This window comes from Vibrio sp. R78045 (assembly GCF_042466085.1).
In the GTDB taxonomy this organism is placed as follows: domain Bacteria; phylum Pseudomonadota; class Gammaproteobacteria; order Enterobacterales; family Vibrionaceae; genus Vibrio; species Vibrio cyclitrophicus.
Window position 1 is genome coordinate 801,188 of record NZ_JAXHBS010000008.1, and the last position, 17,338, is coordinate 818,525.

At 43.0% G+C, this 17,338-nt stretch carries 12 protein-coding genes, 2 tRNA genes and 2 pseudogenes; 7 read left to right on the forward strand and 9 right to left on the reverse strand.

The genetic code is table 11. The annotated features are described in order from the left end of the window. Window positions 1-8 precede the first annotated feature (8 nt). Entirely contained in the window at window positions 9-1,010 is a 1,002-nt protein-coding gene (locus tag SJY39_RS06160; protein WP_032546068.1) for a DUF3080 domain-containing protein, read from the reverse strand. 7 nt (window positions 1,011-1,017) lie between these two features. Continuing rightward, entirely contained in the window at window positions 1,018-1,704 is a 687-nt protein-coding gene (locus tag SJY39_RS06165) for an SDR family oxidoreductase (protein ID WP_016792778.1), read from the reverse strand. A 259-nt stretch (window positions 1,705-1,963) separates the two neighbouring features. Between SJY39_RS06165 and SJY39_RS06170 the strand changes: the two genes are divergently transcribed. Both SJY39_RS06170 and SJY39_RS06175 read left to right on the forward strand, forming a co-directional pair. Further along, entirely contained in the window at window positions 1,964-2,884 is a 921-nt protein-coding gene (locus tag SJY39_RS06170; protein WP_016793848.1) for a histone deacetylase, read from the forward strand. A gap of 207 nt (window positions 2,885-3,091) precedes the next feature. Continuing rightward, window positions 3,092-5,215 carry a methyl-accepting chemotaxis protein gene (locus SJY39_RS06175; RefSeq protein ID WP_010437088.1) on the forward strand — a complete coding sequence of 708 codons (2,124 nt, stop codon included), beginning with the start codon at window positions 3,092-3,094 and terminating at the stop codon, window positions 5,213-5,215. 97 nt (window positions 5,216-5,312) lie between these two features. On the opposite strand, the gene SJY39_RS06180 is transcribed toward SJY39_RS06175, so the two are convergent. The 4 genes from SJY39_RS06180 to SJY39_RS06195 all read right to left on the reverse strand — a co-directional run bounded on the left by SJY39_RS06180 (window position 5,313) and on the right by SJY39_RS06195 (window position 8,061). After that, window positions 5,313-5,403 (reverse strand) — tRNA-Ser (locus SJY39_RS06180). Window positions 5,404-5,773: 370 nt separating this feature from the next. Continuing rightward, a tRNA-Ser gene (locus SJY39_RS06185) sits at window positions 5,774-5,864 on the reverse strand. A gap of 138 nt (window positions 5,865-6,002) precedes the next feature. Next, window positions 6,003-7,805 (reverse strand): DUF3413 domain-containing protein, encoded by a 1,803-nt coding sequence (locus SJY39_RS06190; RefSeq protein WP_010437089.1) that lies wholly within the window; start codon window positions 7,803-7,805, stop codon window positions 6,003-6,005. A 28-nt stretch (window positions 7,806-7,833) separates the two neighbouring features. Then, window positions 7,834-8,061, reverse strand: a complete 228-nt coding sequence (locus SJY39_RS06195) for a YejL family protein (RefSeq protein ID WP_010437090.1) — start codon at window positions 8,059-8,061, stop codon at window positions 7,834-7,836. 84 nt (window positions 8,062-8,145) lie between these two features. Between SJY39_RS06195 and yejK the strand changes: the two genes are divergently transcribed. The 4 genes and pseudogenes from yejK to SJY39_RS06215 all read left to right on the forward strand — a co-directional run bounded on the left by yejK (window position 8,146) and on the right by SJY39_RS06215 (window position 11,996). After that, on the forward strand, window positions 8,146-9,150 hold the full coding sequence (gene yejK / locus SJY39_RS06200; RefSeq protein WP_016792779.1) for a nucleoid-associated protein YejK: 1,005 nt from the start codon (window positions 8,146-8,148) through the stop codon (window positions 9,148-9,150). Window positions 9,151-9,256: 106 nt separating this feature from the next. Then, window positions 9,257-10,043 (forward strand): annotated as a pseudogene (locus SJY39_RS06205) (Hpt domain-containing protein); the annotation flags it as partial. A gap of 326 nt (window positions 10,044-10,369) precedes the next feature. Then, window positions 10,370-10,741: pseudogene (locus tag SJY39_RS06210) on the forward strand (Hpt domain-containing protein); the annotation flags it as partial. A gap of 76 nt (window positions 10,742-10,817) precedes the next feature. Beyond that, window positions 10,818-11,996 (forward strand): DHH family phosphoesterase, encoded by a 1,179-nt coding sequence (locus SJY39_RS06215; RefSeq protein ID WP_010437093.1) that lies wholly within the window; start codon window positions 10,818-10,820, stop codon window positions 11,994-11,996. Window positions 11,997-12,107: 111 nt separating this feature from the next. Here SJY39_RS06215 and nhaC read toward each other — a convergent pair whose 3' ends face one another. Beyond that, on the reverse strand, window positions 12,108-13,544 hold the full coding sequence (nhaC, locus tag SJY39_RS06220; RefSeq protein ID WP_016769064.1) for a Na+/H+ antiporter NhaC: 1,437 nt from the start codon (window positions 13,542-13,544) through the stop codon (window positions 12,108-12,110). A 509-nt stretch (window positions 13,545-14,053) separates the two neighbouring features. On the opposite strand from nhaC, the gene asd reads away from it, so the two are divergent. Beyond that, window positions 14,054-15,172, forward strand: a complete 1,119-nt coding sequence (asd, locus tag SJY39_RS06225) for an aspartate-semialdehyde dehydrogenase (RefSeq protein ID WP_016792781.1) — start codon at window positions 14,054-14,056, stop codon at window positions 15,170-15,172. A 64-nt stretch (window positions 15,173-15,236) separates the two neighbouring features. Here asd and SJY39_RS06230 read toward each other — a convergent pair whose 3' ends face one another. Continuing rightward, window positions 15,237-16,082, reverse strand: coding sequence for an ion transporter (locus tag SJY39_RS06230; protein WP_010437102.1), 846 nt, complete (start codon window positions 16,080-16,082; stop codon window positions 15,237-15,239). 143 nt (window positions 16,083-16,225) lie between these two features. After that, a complete protein-coding gene (locus tag SJY39_RS06235) occupies window positions 16,226-16,864 on the reverse strand; it encodes a YchE family NAAT transporter (protein WP_010437104.1) in 639 nt (212 codons plus the stop codon). Window positions 16,865-17,338: the final 474 nt, after the last annotated feature.

Here is a 17,338-nt window from a genome sequence, read left to right on the forward strand (position 1 = left end):
GGTTAGGATTAGCGCCCGACCTTTCGTCCGCAGCGCTTAAACAGCTGCTGCCAATAGTCCACGTGGCGACGAGTTGATGATCGAAAGGCCTGATGTGCATCTTGAATGGGAAAGTAATAATTGTGCAGTTCAGGTTGCGCGTCAAACATCCCTAGTTGCGGGGCTAACTGCTGATAGTAGCCATCCAGCTGCGCCATGTAGGGCTGAACTTTGCCTATATATTGCTGCTCGAACACATTGTTGAGATAGCGAAACTTAGTGGTGTCTCGTTGTTTACCACAGATTATACTGTCATCGAAAGTAGTGAGTTGTTTGGTGATGGTATCAAGCTCAACCGATGCACGAGCGAGTGAGTAATACAAATCCCCAAGGGTCGAACTCTTCTCTAATACTTCTTGAACCTCAATGGTTTTGCCCGAAACGAGCGATGTGTTTAACGCTTGATTGATATGTCCTAATGCATCACTGGTTTGTCGTACCTGATCGCCGACATCTGCACGTAACCACTGACTACCACGCATTTGTGATTGCATGGCATCGCTTGCATAGATGAGATTCCATTGGTGCAGTGGAAATTGTGCGAGTTTTTGCTGCTCGATTTCTTTGAGTAGTTCTACGACCTCAGAGTCTAATTCTCTACCGGATAAACATTTCCCAACACCTGCAAGTAGGGCGACTTGATAATCATAATTGCGAAACTCGTCGGCTACTTTTCCAAGTACGGAGTTTCTTTCTGCAATCAGGTTGAACAATCCACACTGACGAAGCTGGTAACTGTCGATGAGACCGATAGAAAGCGATGGCACGTCAATCAACAGTTCTCTTTTTCTCGGTAGGTTTTCAAATTCCCATTCCTCTTTTATCTCGTCAACATCTTGTACTCTGGCTATCTTGGTTTGGTAGTCGTCGAATAAGTCTCCGGGGCCATCACTGAAGCAGCCAGCTAGTATTACCGTCAGACAAAACAGCGCTGAGTGCTTTACTAGGTTTGAGAGAGGGCCTACATTCATCTGTGGGTTACCAGTCGATTTCGCTGCCATCGAAATTGAAGAAGTGACCACTGACTTCGGTATTCGCTGACTCGATGACTTCAATAAGGCCAGAAGCAGAAATGTCAGTGTCGATCAGAGCATTCGGCCCGCCCATTTCTGTCTGTACCCAGCCTGGATGCAGTGCTAATACAGTGAAGCCGTTATTGGTTAAGTCGTTGCTTAAGCTCTTCACCACGGAGTTTAGCGCGGCTTTAGAGGAACGATAGATGTAGCCGCCGCCAGAGGTGTTTTCTGTCATGCTGCCCACTCGAGAAGACAAGCAAGCGACCTTTTTCACGTCACTGTTTTCTAGAACAGGTAATAGCGTTTCGACAAGCTTCAATGGCGCAATGGTGTTGACTTCAAAAACACGGCGCCACTCTTCAACATCGGTATTGCCCAGACCGTAGCCTTTTGGCCCGTAGTAGCCAGCATTGTTAATCAATATATCGATCGCAGGAATTTGAGAGGGAAGTTGGCTCACCGCTTGGTAATCGGTTATTTCTAACTGAATGCAGGTTAGGTTGGTGTTGTGGTCTGCAAGTGAGATCAGGCCTTTGGCTGAAGAGGCGTCACGGTAAGTTGCGTACACCTTGTGATTACCTTTCAAGTATTGTTGAGTCAGGCTTAAGCCAATGCCGCGGTTCGCTCCAGTAATAAAAATAACGCTCATGGTGATTCCTTTCAGTTCAATTAGTTAAGTTTGATTGCTTAACACAAGAAAAGCAACGGTCCACCAACTGGCCATCATCATTTCCACAAAATCATTACTGATGCTATGGACCTGCAGATCACCCCAAAGAGGAGTATTACGTTTTTCATAGTGGTCTTTGAATATAATTCTAGGTAATGATAATTGTTATCATTATTTGGGGTTGTCGCCAAGTCTGATGCTGTTATGATTTTGATAAAAATACGCAATTAGTCTGATTATGATTCCTTTAATTTACCACCCAATTTATTCGCAGTTACCTTTGCCAGAAGGGCACCGCTACCCAATCAACAAATATCAGTTGTTACACGGTGCTGTTGAAGCACTAATGGATAGCGATCCTCTATGGAAGAGTCAGTTTGAAGTCTTCCAACCAATGCCAGTTTCGGTTGAACAGGTAAAACAGGTTCACGATAGTGAGTATGTGGATTTGCTTATTTCAGGTAATTTGCCCGCGGCGAAAATGAGACGCATCGGTTTCCCGTGGAGTGAACAACTTATTGAGAGAACACTCTACTCAAGCGGTGGAACTTGCTTGGCCGCTGAAATGGCGATAGAGAGTGGTTTCGCGATTCATTTGAGTGGTGGTTATCATCACGCACACCATGATTTTGGTAGCGGCTTTTGTTTGTTGAACGATCTGGTGTTAGCGGCAAAACATGCGCTGACCTTTGAACATATCGATAAAGTGCTTATCGTCGACAGCGATGTTCATCATGGTGATGGTACAGCGACTCTATGCCAAGAGAATGACGATATTATTACTCTATCGTTCCATTGCGATAAAAACTTTCCTGCACGTAAACCGCTATCCGATTTGGATGTGCCATTAAGCCGTGAAACCGGAGATGAAGAGTTTCTGCGCTGTTTCGAACAAGTTACCAAGTTGGCTATTGCTCATCACCAACCTGATCTGATCGTTTATGATGCGGGCATTGATATTCACCAAGACGATGAGCTGGGCTATTTGAATGTCTCGACACAAGGGATATTTGAGCGCGACTGTTTGATGGTCAGTCTCGCAAAATTAGAGTCTATTCCTATGGCGTGTGTGGTTGGTGGTGGATATCGGACTCAGCATCAAGATCTGGTTCCTATTCACATGCAATTATTGAAAGCAGCTTATGAAATTTATGCTTAAACGTCCCCCAAAAACCTATTAAAGAAACCGGCTATCTAAAAACCCCTTGCACCATAATGGTTCTCACCTGCACCAAAAAAGACATGGAATTGCACCAGTTTGGCTTAAATAAAGTACTTTCTTATTAGATAGTTACTTATTTTTGCGACTATTTATGGTCTATAAATTGCTTATCCTCTGTGTCTATAAAAAATACAAGGGATGTAAATGAACCTGACGGACAAGGAACGCAGTTGGCTTAATTGGTTTGGTGTGACAGGTAAACTGGCAATGCGAAGAGCCTGTTTTCTAAATCGAAGTAGAACAAGAGAGCTTGAGCAAGCATTTGAAAGCATCGCTCACACTCGCGTTAAACTGCTTCACAATTGGGTCAAGAATCAATGGGATTTCCTAGAGGACTCTGCTGTTTATTTAGCGAGTCGAAATGAAGAGCAAGCTGAGGATACGTTAGCGAGCCTGCTCAAACGCAGTTCGGATTTTTCTGAGTTGGCGATCATTGATGGCAAAGGCATCGCACAAGCTTCGAGTTTTCAAGAGCATGTCGGTATTGCTATCGGAGATAAAAAAGCAATATCAAATGCAAAGCAGCGCTATCTACACGGGCCGTATATGGACTCGCGCACTTTGAATGTAGGAGCATCAAGCTCTTCGTTTCATGACCAAGTCACATTGATGTTTTATGTGCCGTTCTCTCGAGACGATAACACACAGCAGTTCTTGTGTGGCAGAGTGCCCAATGATGTGATTAGCGATATCATTCAACGAGAAGCTGGGCATATCTACAGTGAGTCGGGTGATAACTATATCTTTATGGTGGACTCGATTCATGATCCACATATTCAACCAGGTGTTGCACTATCTCGTTCTCGTTTTGAAGATAACACTTTTTCTCATGGTGAGAATTTAAAGCAAGGAATCAGTACTGACTGGGGAACGGTCAAGATTCAACAACACACTGAGTTCGAAATTCGCTTTACCGATCCGGCCACTAATCAACTTCATCCGGGGGTCAGGGAAACCATTGAAAATGGGAGCAACCTGTTTGTTGGATACCCCGGTTATTCAGACTACCGTCATATACCAGTTATTGGAAAAGGGCTTACATTTCAGCTGGACGGATCTCCAGACACCTTTGGGATGATGTGTGAATCCGATTTGGAAGAAGTCTATAGAGACCGAAGCTTGAGTTATACCCTATCTAAGCATTTTATCGGGTGTATGTCGTTACCCATCTTTATTCCGCTATTGCTCTCCAACCTTTATTCACTTTCGCCTTACTTACAAAGTGGCCTTATGTTCGCTTGCGCAATAGTGAGCTTAGGCCTATTCAGATGGATCAGCGCCAAACCGTTAGCGGATAAAGTTCATGAGATGACAGGGGTAATGCAAACCTTAGCGGAAGGCGATGGCAATTTAAGTCGGAGACTCGACCCAACCACATTCAGTCATAATGAACTTGGTAATTTGGGGCGTTGGACCAACAGTTTTATCGATAATTTGGATAATACGGTTAGTGAGTTGGTTCATGCTAGTCATGAAGTCAGAGAAGTTTCAGAGTCTATGTTCCGCCGCAGTGTGGTAATGAGCCAAACTAGCGACGAGGCATCACAGGCGTTAAGTAATATGCTGCAATTGAGTCAGTATCAACAGAGTGAAATTACCCATGCGACTGTATCGGCAACGCAAATGGATGTGGTAATGAAGCAAGCTGTTCTTAATGCGGAAGAGGAATACAATCAGTCTGTCGAAGGTATGGAGATTGTTCGGAATATCGTAGAAAGCTCAGCGAACAGTGTTAATGAGGTGAATAATGAAATGTCCAAAGTGTCTGACATTATAGACATCATTACTGACATTACCGCGCAGACTAATCTTTTAGCCTTGAATGCGGCCATCGAGTCGGCAAGAGCGGGTGAACACGGGAGAGGATTCTCTGTCGTCGCATCTGAAGTCAGAACTCTGGCTGACCGGACATCCCAAGCCGCTAATCATATTAGTGACCTAATGAAAGAGCTACATAGTAAGTCTCGTAGTGCTGTTGAGTCTATGGAGCAAGGCGTTGAGAATGTGAGTAAAGGAAACTTAACAGTAGACTCAAACGCTCGCAGTGAACAAATTCAAGCGGCGGTTTCTGAGCTCTTTACCACGATGTCTAACCTAGATGAAAATAGTCAGCAGAATGGGCAAACTGCCGATAAGGCACAACGGTCTATATCTGACTTGCAACTCTCTACTAAACAATTAGCACGTAGAGTGTCTTTAATGGGGAATGCGTTAAGCCGATTGGATCAATTAATCGGACGCTTTGAAGTGAGCAGAAAAGTTGCTTGATGCACAGGCTTGATAAGTTGAGTGCATAAGCTTCAACTTAGATACATAAACCTTAGATACAAAAAAGCCGCTGATTTCTCAGCGGCTTTTTTTAATGTGGTGGAGGGATAGGGATTTGAACCCTAGAACCGCTATTAACGGTTGCCGGTTTTCAAGACCGGTGCTTTCGACCACTCAGCCATCCCTCCAATGGCGCGTATAATATAAGGCTGGCTTTCGCTTGTAAATACCCTTACCAACTGACTGCTTTTTTTATGAACGCTTTTTAATATTTTTATTTCTATTGGTAATTTTTTGCGCGTTATTTTCGATGAAAAGTTCAGTTTATTCCTGATAAGCGAGTATTTGCAATCAAAAGCCCTAACGCAGTTATCGAGTTTCTTCATTCGCTAGAGTGATCAGTTATTTACCACGATGGGTGGAACTTAGGGGAGGAGAATAAATATAGCGAGAACTTGAAGCTTGAGATTTTCAAATGATTAGGGCGAAGGCTTGCAAGTTTGGGCATAAACTTCAGATGCAAAAAAGCCGCTGATTTCTCAGCGGCTTTCTTTAATGTGGTGGAGGGATAGGGATTTGAACCCTAGAACCGCTATTAACGGTTGCCGGTTTTCAAGACCGGTGCTTTCGACCACTCAGCCATCCCTCCAGTGGCGTGAATAATATAAGGGGCGGAGGATCTTGTAAACCCTTAATTTACATAATTTTGTTTTGTTGCTTGTTTTCTAATCATTGATGGCAATAAAAAAGGGAAGCCGTTGGCTTCCCTTTTTTAATTGATGATCATTTAGTCATTTTTTGTGTAGAAACGCTGTAGCTCAGTTAGGCCTTGCATCAACACTGGTAAGCGCGGGCTTACGTCTTTTAAGCGCTTATAATCCTGGTCGTACAGTTTATAGTTGCCAAACTTGTCGAGCACTGTTGTTTGCTTGTCGGTAACAAGCGCCAATTCACGAGAATCGCCCGCTAGTATCCATTTTCTCTTACGCTCATCAAACAGGCTGCGACCGCTGCTGAAGTCTGTTGGGTTTGAAGACACACCCAGTAGTTCTTGCATCAATGTGACAGACACATCTAAGTGACTTGAACGATGTGTGTACTCAGAGGGAGACTTACCTGGCCAGCTGATAACTAAAGGAACCTGCAACTGATAGCGACTGTAGTTCGAGTTTGCACCCCAGCTGTTTGTCTTGGTTTCGTTAAATTCAGTACCGTGATTCGAAGTGATGACCACTACAGTATTATCGCTAAGCTCTAGGCGTTCTAATTCCGCGTAAATAGTCGCTAACTGGCTATCGGCTGCTTGTGCTGATTTTTTGTAATCGGCCGCAAAGCGCTCTTCAGTACTTAACGCAGGATCAGAGCTTGCATCGTAATTCGAAAAGTTGTCGAGTGTCGTTAGCTCAATAAAGTTGAACCAAGGACCCTTAGTGTCTGGTGATTGCACCCAATCAGACCAAGCTTGGATAGCACTTTGGTCATCATAAGTTGCTTGCTCTGGCATAACATCACGACCACGGAAAATGATTTCCGAGTAAAGTGGATCGTCGAAATTATCGCCACTGAATGCTGCGAACTTATAATTATGATTGTCTAAAACATCGAACAGTACGGCATTTGAGCCTTGAGCTCGGATGCTGCTTGAGTAGCTACTTGGCAGCCCATAGAACAAGCCAAAAATACCAAACATGTCATTACTAGAACTGTAATGGTTAGTAAAGTTGATTGCTTGTTGAGAGAAAGCGTAGCTGTTTGGCATTGCTGCAGCGTTTAGCGCATCAGAACGCAGGTTATTTACGCTGACCATCAGGATGTTGAGATCATCACTGCGTCGATTGTATTGAATCTTTTCTAGCGGGTAGCTAACTAGATTTACGTTTTCTTTGTTCTCTTCTAAGCGCTGGAGGTACTCTTCACGGTCTAGTAGGCCATGTTTTTCCATAAAGCTTTTCGCTGTCATAGGGTAAGACAGTGGGAAGTTGGCTTTTTGGCTTGTAATTGGATTATAGAAAAACGCATCAGCCCACATATAAGTTAGGTGGCTACTGATGAAACACAAAAAGAACACTGCCGTAATTGGTCGGCCGATGTGCTTATGAGACAGTTTACGTTGCTTACGCCAAACCCATTCAGATAGGCCTAGCTGTAATAAGAAGATGAGCGGCATAACAATGAACAGGTGCTGCAAATCAGAAGTGAATGCAGATTCCTCGCCACTGAATAAAACCTCCCACACGACAGGTGTCAGGTGGAGGTTTATATTTTGATACGTTTGGGTATCAATTAACAGGACAGTTAAACCTATGGTCGCGAAGCAAACGGCAACCAAACGTAGTAACTTCCTCGACGGAAGAATAAAAGTGAGTGGGAACAGCACTAATAGATAGAGAGCGAAGACTAAAAAGCCAAAATGACCAACCCACGATGCAGCTAAATAAAACTGACCCAATAGGGTTTCAGGCCAAGCCGATTGAGTAATATAACGAGTACCGATCAACATCGCCGCAATGATGTTGAAAAATGCAAACCAATGACCCCAACCAACCAGTCGAGATACACGATCGCTATATGAGTTTGCGCTGTCTACCATTTATAATTCTTTTATCCGTCAATCAAATTTAGTGAGACTTTTTATCTTCAAGAGAAGAAATTAAAGCCTCGGCAAATTTTTCAGCAATTCCTTTGCGTTGTGAAGCAGCAACGTTCTGATTTAAGACATTGGTTGCGATATTTCCAGCGATCATCAGTGAAAGTTCTGGTGAAGCTTTGTGCTTAGATAGAACAGCACCCACTTCAGCTAGGATTTTTTCAACTTGTGCATCTGTGTATTTAGATATAATCGGCATAAGGACTCTAATAATGATAGTAAAAGCGGCTTATGATAACCTACTATGCATGACAACTGAAACCTGAACGGTAATATTTTCACTATGAGCCTTCACCTTTCCAACGTAATTTTACACCAACTAAGCAAGAACGATCAGGAAGAGCTGATTGTTAACTATCGTGCTGAATCTCTAGAGAACGATGCTTCATCTGAAAGCCTAGTGGCTGAGCTTCACCGCGTGTTCAACTCAAAAGCAGGCAAAGGGTTTGGTTCTTTCAAATCCGACAGCGAATTCCAGCAGTCGTTGCATGAATTTCGAGCTGGGGAGCAAAGTTTCTATGATTTCTCTCAAAAAAGTGCTCTACGTCTAAAAGATGAACTTTCAAAGTATCCATTTGCTGATGAAGGCACGTTGGTGTTAGCTGAATATCAATCACTGGCAACAGACTACCTTTTCATTGGCTTACTGCCTTCGAACCAAAGTTTGAAAGTCACAGAAGGTCTCGACATTAGCGCGACTGACTATCTTGATATTTCAAAGATGGACATCGTGGCACGCCTTGATCTTTCAACATACGATACAGACAAAGAGTCAAACCGTTACCTTACTTATATAAAGGGGCGTATTGGTCGTAAAGTCGCAGATTTTTTCTTAGATTTTCTACAAGCTGAAGTGGGTTTAGACGCCAAGCAACAAAACCAGGTATTGATGCAAGCGGTAGAAGATTTTGTTTCTGACTCTAAGTTAGAGAAAGAAGAGGCGATCAGCTACAAAAAGCAAGTTGCGGATTACTGTAACGAACAGCTAAAAGCGGGTGATGAGGTTCAAGTTCGTGAGCTTTCTGGAGAACTGCCAGCGAGCACTGATGGCACAAGCTTCTTTGACTATACTAGTGAGCAAGGCTACGAGTTAGAAGAAAGTTTTCCAGCTGATCGCGCAACTATGCGTAAACTAACAAAATTTGTTGGTGCTGGTGGCGGTTTGAATGTTAGTTTTGATAGTCTACTTCTTGGTGAACGTATCTTTTACGATCCAGAGACTGACACACTAACCATTAAAGGCACACCACCTAACTTACGTGACCAACTGACTCGCAATAAGTCATAGTCCTGAGTTAATGGTGAAAAGCGACAGCAGGATGCTGTCGCTTGTTTTGTGCTTGGTATTCTTAGCCAGGATAATGGCTTATCGACGACACGCACAAGGAATATAGATGGAACAATCAGTAGCAAAGCCCAGTCGCTTTAAAAAACCAACCACTTTCTTGGTTGTGCTCTTGGCTCTGTGGCTATTGCCTTCATTGACCCTTCTGAATTTAAGCCGTTCTTACACTACTTCTCTCGCTCAAATTGAAGAACTTGGTATTCGCGTCAATGAATTGAGGCAATCGCTTTATTTCTCTGAACCGCTGCGAGTGTCTCGAATTAATGATTTAGCACTTGATGCACAACTTGTTTACTCGATCCGATTGCAGATTGAGTCTGATTTCCAACATGCCTTGTTTCGCCCTGATGTAAATCAACTGCTTTACGTAGCCGATCAGTTTTTAGAGAAGTTTGACGAGTTCATTCCAATCGAAAGTCAGGTTCAAGATATTGTTGATACGGTTAAAGCAATGCGTGCAGATAATAATCTTTCTTCTGAATTAAAACCTCTGATGAACGAATTTGGTGTTGTTGTCTTTGAAGCTATGTATTCCGATAGTCAAAGCTCATCAGCCACCTATCGAGCCTTTGACTCTATTCTAAAAAAATCTTACTCATTAAAAACTGAAGAGCAAGACGCAATCCAACAACTGTTGGTGGATGCTTCAGCCTTATTAGGTGATTACGCTAAGCTCCATTATTTGGTCGATAAAATTAAGAAAAACTCGGTTAATGAGCAGATCATTAAACTCGAAGCTGAATTTCATGATCGTCAATTCAACCTTTTGGTTGTGATGTTAGGCTTGAGTTTGGTCGCTATGATAGCGCTAGTCTTATTATGTGTTCGCTCAAAAATGGTCGTGCAAGAATCAGCGGAAAATTTGGGACTAGACACTGAGGACGAATCTGATAACAAAGACTTTATATCGCTTTCTGGTGAAGAAGAGCACGTGTTTCAAAAGTCTAAAGACAATGCGATTTCTCCGAGCCTCAAACAATCTAACAATAACACACACACTAAGAGAAAAGCGTCACTTAACCCACACTCAGAACCGCAATCACAACAGAGCTCTAATCTAAAAGTTCAAAGCGCTAATCCAACAATTCCAAGTGTTAATTTAGACAAAAATGTATTAACAGCAAGTGTTACAAGCTCACAAAATCTGGAAGAAGTGTCGATGGCCGGGAAACATATCGCTAGTGTGACCGATTCAAAACCTGCGATTGATATCGAAGATATGTTAGAAACGCTCGATGGTGACGCTGAATCTGTAGAATTGCTGCTTGGAGTTTTTGTACAAGACCATGCTGATGATTACACGAAGTTCAAATCTTTATTGGTTAATGATGAAACTTCTGCCGCGCGTGTTGTGCATAGCTTGAAAGGTGTGGCTGGTAGTATCAAAGCATCGAGATTAGCCATTATTGCAGCGAGCGTTGAAATGACAATGAAACAATCTAGAGCCATCAGTGAGCACGATTTAGAAGAATTAGAATTGGCAATAAAAGCTTCTGTTGACGCCGCTGTAGATTATTTAGATAGTCGGAATTAACTTTCATAGAAATTTTGACAATACTCTGACGAAGTGCTCATACAATCCGCGCCCTTAGTCTTTGTCAGAGGTTTATATGTTACTAGTGTTGAGTCGAAGTTGGATGGTATTGTTGCTTAGCATTGCGTTAAGTGGTTGTTCTCTATTAGAAGTTAAGTTAGACAGTCAGTCGACACCTCTCACTCAGCAAGAGCTAAACGCTCGAATTATGACGCGTGAATACGCCAAGATGTTTTTTACACGAGTAGAAGGCTCCGCGGACTTGATCGCGCAATCTTACTCTGACGATGACACCCTACATCAATCCTATGTTTTGCTTTGGAAGATCCATGCGGAGCAGGGCTTACAACAAGCGGCTTACCAAACTTCACCGATGTCAGCGTTGATTGATTCTTGGGTATTTACTGCGCAAATGAATCAATTCTATGCTCAAAGTCAAGGGGCTGATTTGTTCGAGACAAATGATGCGGTAGAAACCGCTATTTTTCTTGATCAAGAAGTAAAGAAACTCGCAAAAGGCGTATTGAGCTCGAGCGATTTCGATCAGAGCAAAGATTTCGTTGCGCAGTTTGTTGCTAGCCACCCATTTAAAGACCTCACATTCAGAAGCACACCCGCTTACCGTGAATGGCTGAGTTACCTAGGGAAAGACGAGTCGCAAATCGTTCAGAGCTTAGGAACGATGCCAGAGGCGATGAACGATGCGTCAGACCGTTTAAGCTTGATGGCGGATCAAACACCAAAATTGATGTCGTGGAAAGCAGAGTTAGTCGCTCTGAATAGCTCGCTAACGGGTGAAGACCTGTCTATGACGCTCGCAAGCCTTCGTCAAACATCAGCAAGCATGCAGGACTTTATTGAAAATAACCCTGAGTACATGCAAACGCTAGCTTCGATTATGTCGACAGAAATGCAGCCGCTACTGAATGACTTGAGCGATAAGACAGACCAAAAATTAGAGAGACTAAGCGATGAACGCGTGGCACTAGAAAATATGGTGACACGAGAGAGAGAAGCTCTGATAGAGATGGTTGCGAAAGAGCGGATTGAAATTGCTGGTATTGTGGCATCAGAAAGAGAGTTGTTCACTCAAGATCTAGACCGTGTTTCTCAAGATGTGGTTGTGCTTGCAATTGATAAGCTGATGGAGTTAATCAAAGGTGTGGTTATCTACTTCATCCTGTTTATCTTAGTCGTGTTCTTTGCACCTTTAGGAATCGGTTACTGGTTGGGTAAGCGAACCATAAATAAATAGTAAACATGTAAATAGATGAATTAGAAGGTTAAAAAAGAGCGCTCTAGGGCGCTCTTTTTGCATTTCTCTATTAACGTTTTGAGTTATGCCCTAAAGCATTAGCTCATAAACTTAAGCCTGTTGCTTACTTAACTCTGTCGCCTCTTCAGCTTCAAACGCAGGTGCCGTTGGTTCACACTTATCAACGAACCAACCCATGTAAGAAGTCACGATAGTCACGATGATACAGATGAAGCTTAACCACATGAATGGTGCGTAAGATAGTGTCGCGACACCTAGAATACTCGCCATGTAGATACCATTGTCACTCCAAGGCACCATGCCAGAGGTCAGCGTGCCACCAAACTCAGCATTACGAGATAAGTTCTTACGTTTGTAGCCTAAACGGTCGTAGTTTTTCGCACAGATTTTTGGCGTAAGGATGAGTGATACATACATTGCTGAACCGAACACGTTACCCATGAAAGCCGTACCAATTGTGCTAGTTGCTAGTGAGCCAGCGCTGTTTACTCGGCGCTCGAACACTTTAGCAATTGTCTCTAGTACGCCCACTTTATCCAGCAAGCCGCCGAAACCTAGACCAAATACGATGACCGCAACCGAACCCAGCATGGAAGACATACCGCCACGGTTAAGAATCGAATCAATGAACTCTACGCCAGATGAGATGGAGAAAGGTGCCCAAGCAGTGTTGAATGCCGTTAGGAAGTCGATCTCTTGGATCATGACTGCCCAGATAATACCCAGCAGAGAACCAAAACTGATGACTGGGAATGAAGGCATGCGGAAAGCCAACAAACCAAGCACAATAAGTACCGGAACGAATGAGTAAGGCGTGATGTAGAACTGAACTTCCATCGCTTTGATTACAGAATCAACTTGGCTCATGTCAACGTTACCCGCGTAGTGGAAACCAAACGCAGTAAACATGATGCCTGTAATCACGTAGCTGATTAACGCAACTGGAAGCATGCCCTTGATGTGTTCAACTACTTCAACACCAGACATTGAAGAAGCCAAAATCACTGAATCAGAAAGCGGAGACATTTTGTCACCGAAATAACAACCTGACAGCACTGCACCGGCAGTAATCGGTGCTGGAACACCTAGACCTTGGCCGATACCCATCATCGCTATACCTGCTGTACCTGCAGCGCCCCATGAGGTGCCGGTCGCCAATGCAGTTAGAGAACAGATGATCATGGTCGCTAAAAGGAAGATAGAAGGGTGGATAGCTTTCAGACCATAGTAAATGATAGTAGGTACGATCCCGCCAGAGATCCAAGTACCAACAAGAGCGCCAACGGCTAAAAGTATTAAAACCGCGCCTAAGCCATTGGATATTCCTTTGAGTGCTGCTTTTTCTAAGTCTTTGTATTGGTGTCCAAGACGAATACCCAAAACCATGATAATGAACCAGCCAATGTACAAGGCAAGTTGGATTGGTAGGTCAAGCTTTGCTGTAAAGGAAAAAGCAAGGGATAGAAATAGTCCTAACGCGATGAATACCTGCAATAGGTTCGGTAGACGAGTTTTACTCTGCTTCATAAAAGCCTCTTGTTATTTCGAGCATTTATAGTGCTTCGTTATAGTGTGTGGTGCAAAACGGACACTACAGTAATTAGTTTATTATATCGAAAAAATGCGTCTAAGTTGTGATATTTGACTGCTAAATAAATGTTTCGTGGTTTCATGGTCTGAAAATTTGTTAAATTCATGATTGTTACATGTTGAATTCTGTCGCACGTTGTTTTCGTTGTGTAAAATATTATTCTGGTTAACCTTTGTTAAATAGTGGTAATTACTGTTGCAAGCAGGATCTAATTGCTCGTAAATTGAACAATTCATATCAATAAACACATAAGTTTGGTGATAGTCGGTGTTTTATCAGTGACTAAGCGGCGGAATGAACAACAAGAGATAACTGCGTGATTCATCGCGTTCACTTAAAAGAAACGAAAAAGTTACACTTTTTGACAAAAAGCACTTGAGTTCTGTTTCTGAAAAACTTATAGATGGGGGAGAGCAATTTTTAATTTATACATGGAGAGTGAGCGATGAGAGTAGGTCTAGTTGGTTGGCGCGGTATGGTTGGTTCTGTACTGATGCAACGTATGGTTGAAGAGAAAGATTTCGACCTAATTGAGCCTGTTTATTACAGCACATCTCAGATTGGTATTCCTGCCCCTGTTTTAGGTGGTAAAGATGCGGGTCTACTTCAAGACGCTTTTGATATTGATAGCCTAAAACAGCTTGATGCCGTGATTACCTGTCAAGGTGGCGATTACACATCAAAAGTATACCCAGCATTGCGTCAAGCAGGTTGGAAAGGTTACTGGATTGATGCAGCTTCTACTTTACGTATGGACGCTGATTCAATCATCACTCTTGATCCTGTTAACTTGGCTCAAATCCAACAAGGCATCCACGGTGGCACTAACACTTTCGTTGGTGGTAACTGTACCGTGAGCTTAATGCTTATGGCTTTGGGTGGTTTATATGAGAAAGGCATGGTTGAGTGGATGAGTGCCATGACGTACCAGGCGGCATCCGGCGCTGGTGCTAAGAACATGCGCGAACTGATTTCGCAAATGGGTGTTATCAACGATAGCGTTAGCTCTGAGTTAGCTAACCCTTCAAGCTCAATTCTTGATATTGATAAAAAAGTGGCAGACACCATTCGTTCATCTTCATTCCCAACTGATCAATTTGGTGCACCTCTTGCAGGCTCGTTGATTCCTTGGATCGATGTGAAACGTGAAAATGGTCAAAGTAAAGAAGAGTGGAAAGCGGGCGTTGAAGCGAATAAGATTCTCGGCTTAGATGGTCAGCCAATCCCAATTGACGGTACTTGTGTGCGAATCGGCGCAATGCGTTGTCACGCTCAAGCACTAACAATCAAGCTTAAGCAAGACGTTCCAATGGACGAGATTGAAGAGATAATCGCGACACACAATGATTGGGTTAAAGTGATTCCTAATGACCGTGATATTACGGCACAGGAACTAACACCAGCGAAAGTAACAGGCACGATGTCTGTACCAGTAGGTCGTCTACGTAAGATGTCTATGGGTAACGACTTCCTGAACGCATTCACTGTTGGTGACCAACTGCTGTGGGGTGCTGCAGAACCACTACGTCGTACATTACGTATTATTCTTTCTGAGAAAGCGTAACTGCCTCATCTCTGATAATAATTAAAGAAGAAGCGCCTTAAGGCGCTTTTTTTGTATCTGATGCTTAGTCTGGATCTTTGGCGACGACTCGTTTGTCTGGATCTGCTAACTCACTTGCACAGTGCTTGCAATACATGGCATCCGAATCATGGCCTGCACGGTTACAGTTAGGGCACTTAACCAACTCTTTATGAGAGTTCATTTCATTGCTGAGTTCTGCGGTAATTATCCCTGTAGGCACCGCTAAAATAGAGTAACCCAATAGCATGGTCAGTGATGCGATAGCTTTGCCAAACGCGGTTTGTGGGGTGATGTCTCCGTAACCCACCGTCGTGATTGTCACAATTGCCCAGTAGATACTTTGAGGGATACTTGTGAAGCCATTTTCAGGCCCCTCAATGACAAAAATTAGTGACCCAAAGATAGTGACGAGGATGCCAACAGTGCTGAAAAAGATAAGTATTTTTCTTCTTGCCATTAATAGCGAACGCAGCAGGATATTGGAGTCTTGTAAATAACGAACCAGCTTAAGAATTCTGAATATGCGCATGACACGTAACAGCCTGACCACACCCATGAACGAAGCACCTGGGAAGATGATTGCAAGGTATGTTGGAAGAATGGCGAGTAGGTCAACCACTCCATAGAAGCTGGTGGCATAGGACTTAGGTTTTGGGGAGCAATAAAGCCTCAATAAGTATTCTAGTGTGAATAGTGCTGTGAAGCTGTATTCGATGTAACGTAACTGCTGTGACCATTCGGTCATCACGCTCGGGATTGACTCTAAGATTAGCACGATCAATGAAACGACGATCGCAATGATCAGAGAGATATCAAATGCACGTCCTGCTGGAGTATGAGTACCAAAAATAATGACGTACAAATGATGCTTAAGAGGCTGACGTGACATAGGGTGAAGTTCACCTTTTGTTAAATGTATTAACTGTGATTATACAAGCTTCATAATCATGAGGCGAGTGAAAGCCTAACCACTTTACTCGCCTCGTTAATATCAATGCTGAGTCCCCACAACGGCGGGTTATACCGATATTGTTATGCTAATCCTGGAAATAGGTTACGTAACCCGTTTGCAATGAATTCGATGCCGAGTGCTCCCAGAATCAAGCCCATGATACGGGTGATAACATTAATTCCTGTTTGACCAAGAAAGCGAACGATAACTGGCGCAGAACGGAACAGAAGCCAAGAGCAAGTCGCGAAAGCAATAATGCTAAGGCCGATTCCTACTGTATCAATCGCGGCTGGATAGCGAGAACCATAAACAATGGTCGAACTGATTGCACCAGGGCCAGCCATTAAAGGCATCGCTAGAGGAACGACCCCAATTTGCTCTTTGCTAATGTATTCAGACTTCTCTTGCTTGTTCTGCTTATCTTCACCGAGCTTACCGCTCATCATCGAAAATGCGATGCTCAATAATAGCAAGCCGCCTGCAACTCGAAATGAGTCGAGAGAGATGCTGAACATGTCTAAAAGCAATTGTCCCGCGACAAGCGACACAATCAAGATAACGGCAACAGCAACGTTGGCTTGTAAGGCTGTCCTATTCCTCTCTTCTGGGGGCATATGAGCAGTAAGAGAAACAAAAACAGGCATTATGCCGATTGGGTTTACGGCAGCAACAAGCCCAAGGAAGAATTGCATAAAAATTGCGAGTTCTAAACCTTGCATGAGAGCGATCTCCAGATAGCGTTCTTAGGATTGAGGGGTTTGATCTGTACATAGTCAGAGCGCGTAATGTAAGTGACAATTCTAAATTTCACGAATGAAAAAAACTAACGCGAAATAGGGGATTTTTCTTAGAAAAACTAATTGAATCTCACTTTTGTACTAGCCTTGTTGCAAGCTAGTCGTTGGTGTTTCATTTTGTAATATCTTATTGAGTAAATGTTAACTGTCGCACGAAATTAATAAAAAATATGTCAGAATCTAGCCCGTGCAACGCTATGGATATACTCTCAGTAGCACGAATACAGCTGTATACATGTAATTTAACGGACTAAAAATGAAAGTTTTTTACAAGTTATGACTCTATGTAAAAAAACTTTGTCTGTTTGCTTGTTTTTTGCGCTAACGAAAAGTGTGACTTTAATCTATATAAATCAGACTCTTAAGTTTGTTTTTGCGATTGCCTTACTACTTTCT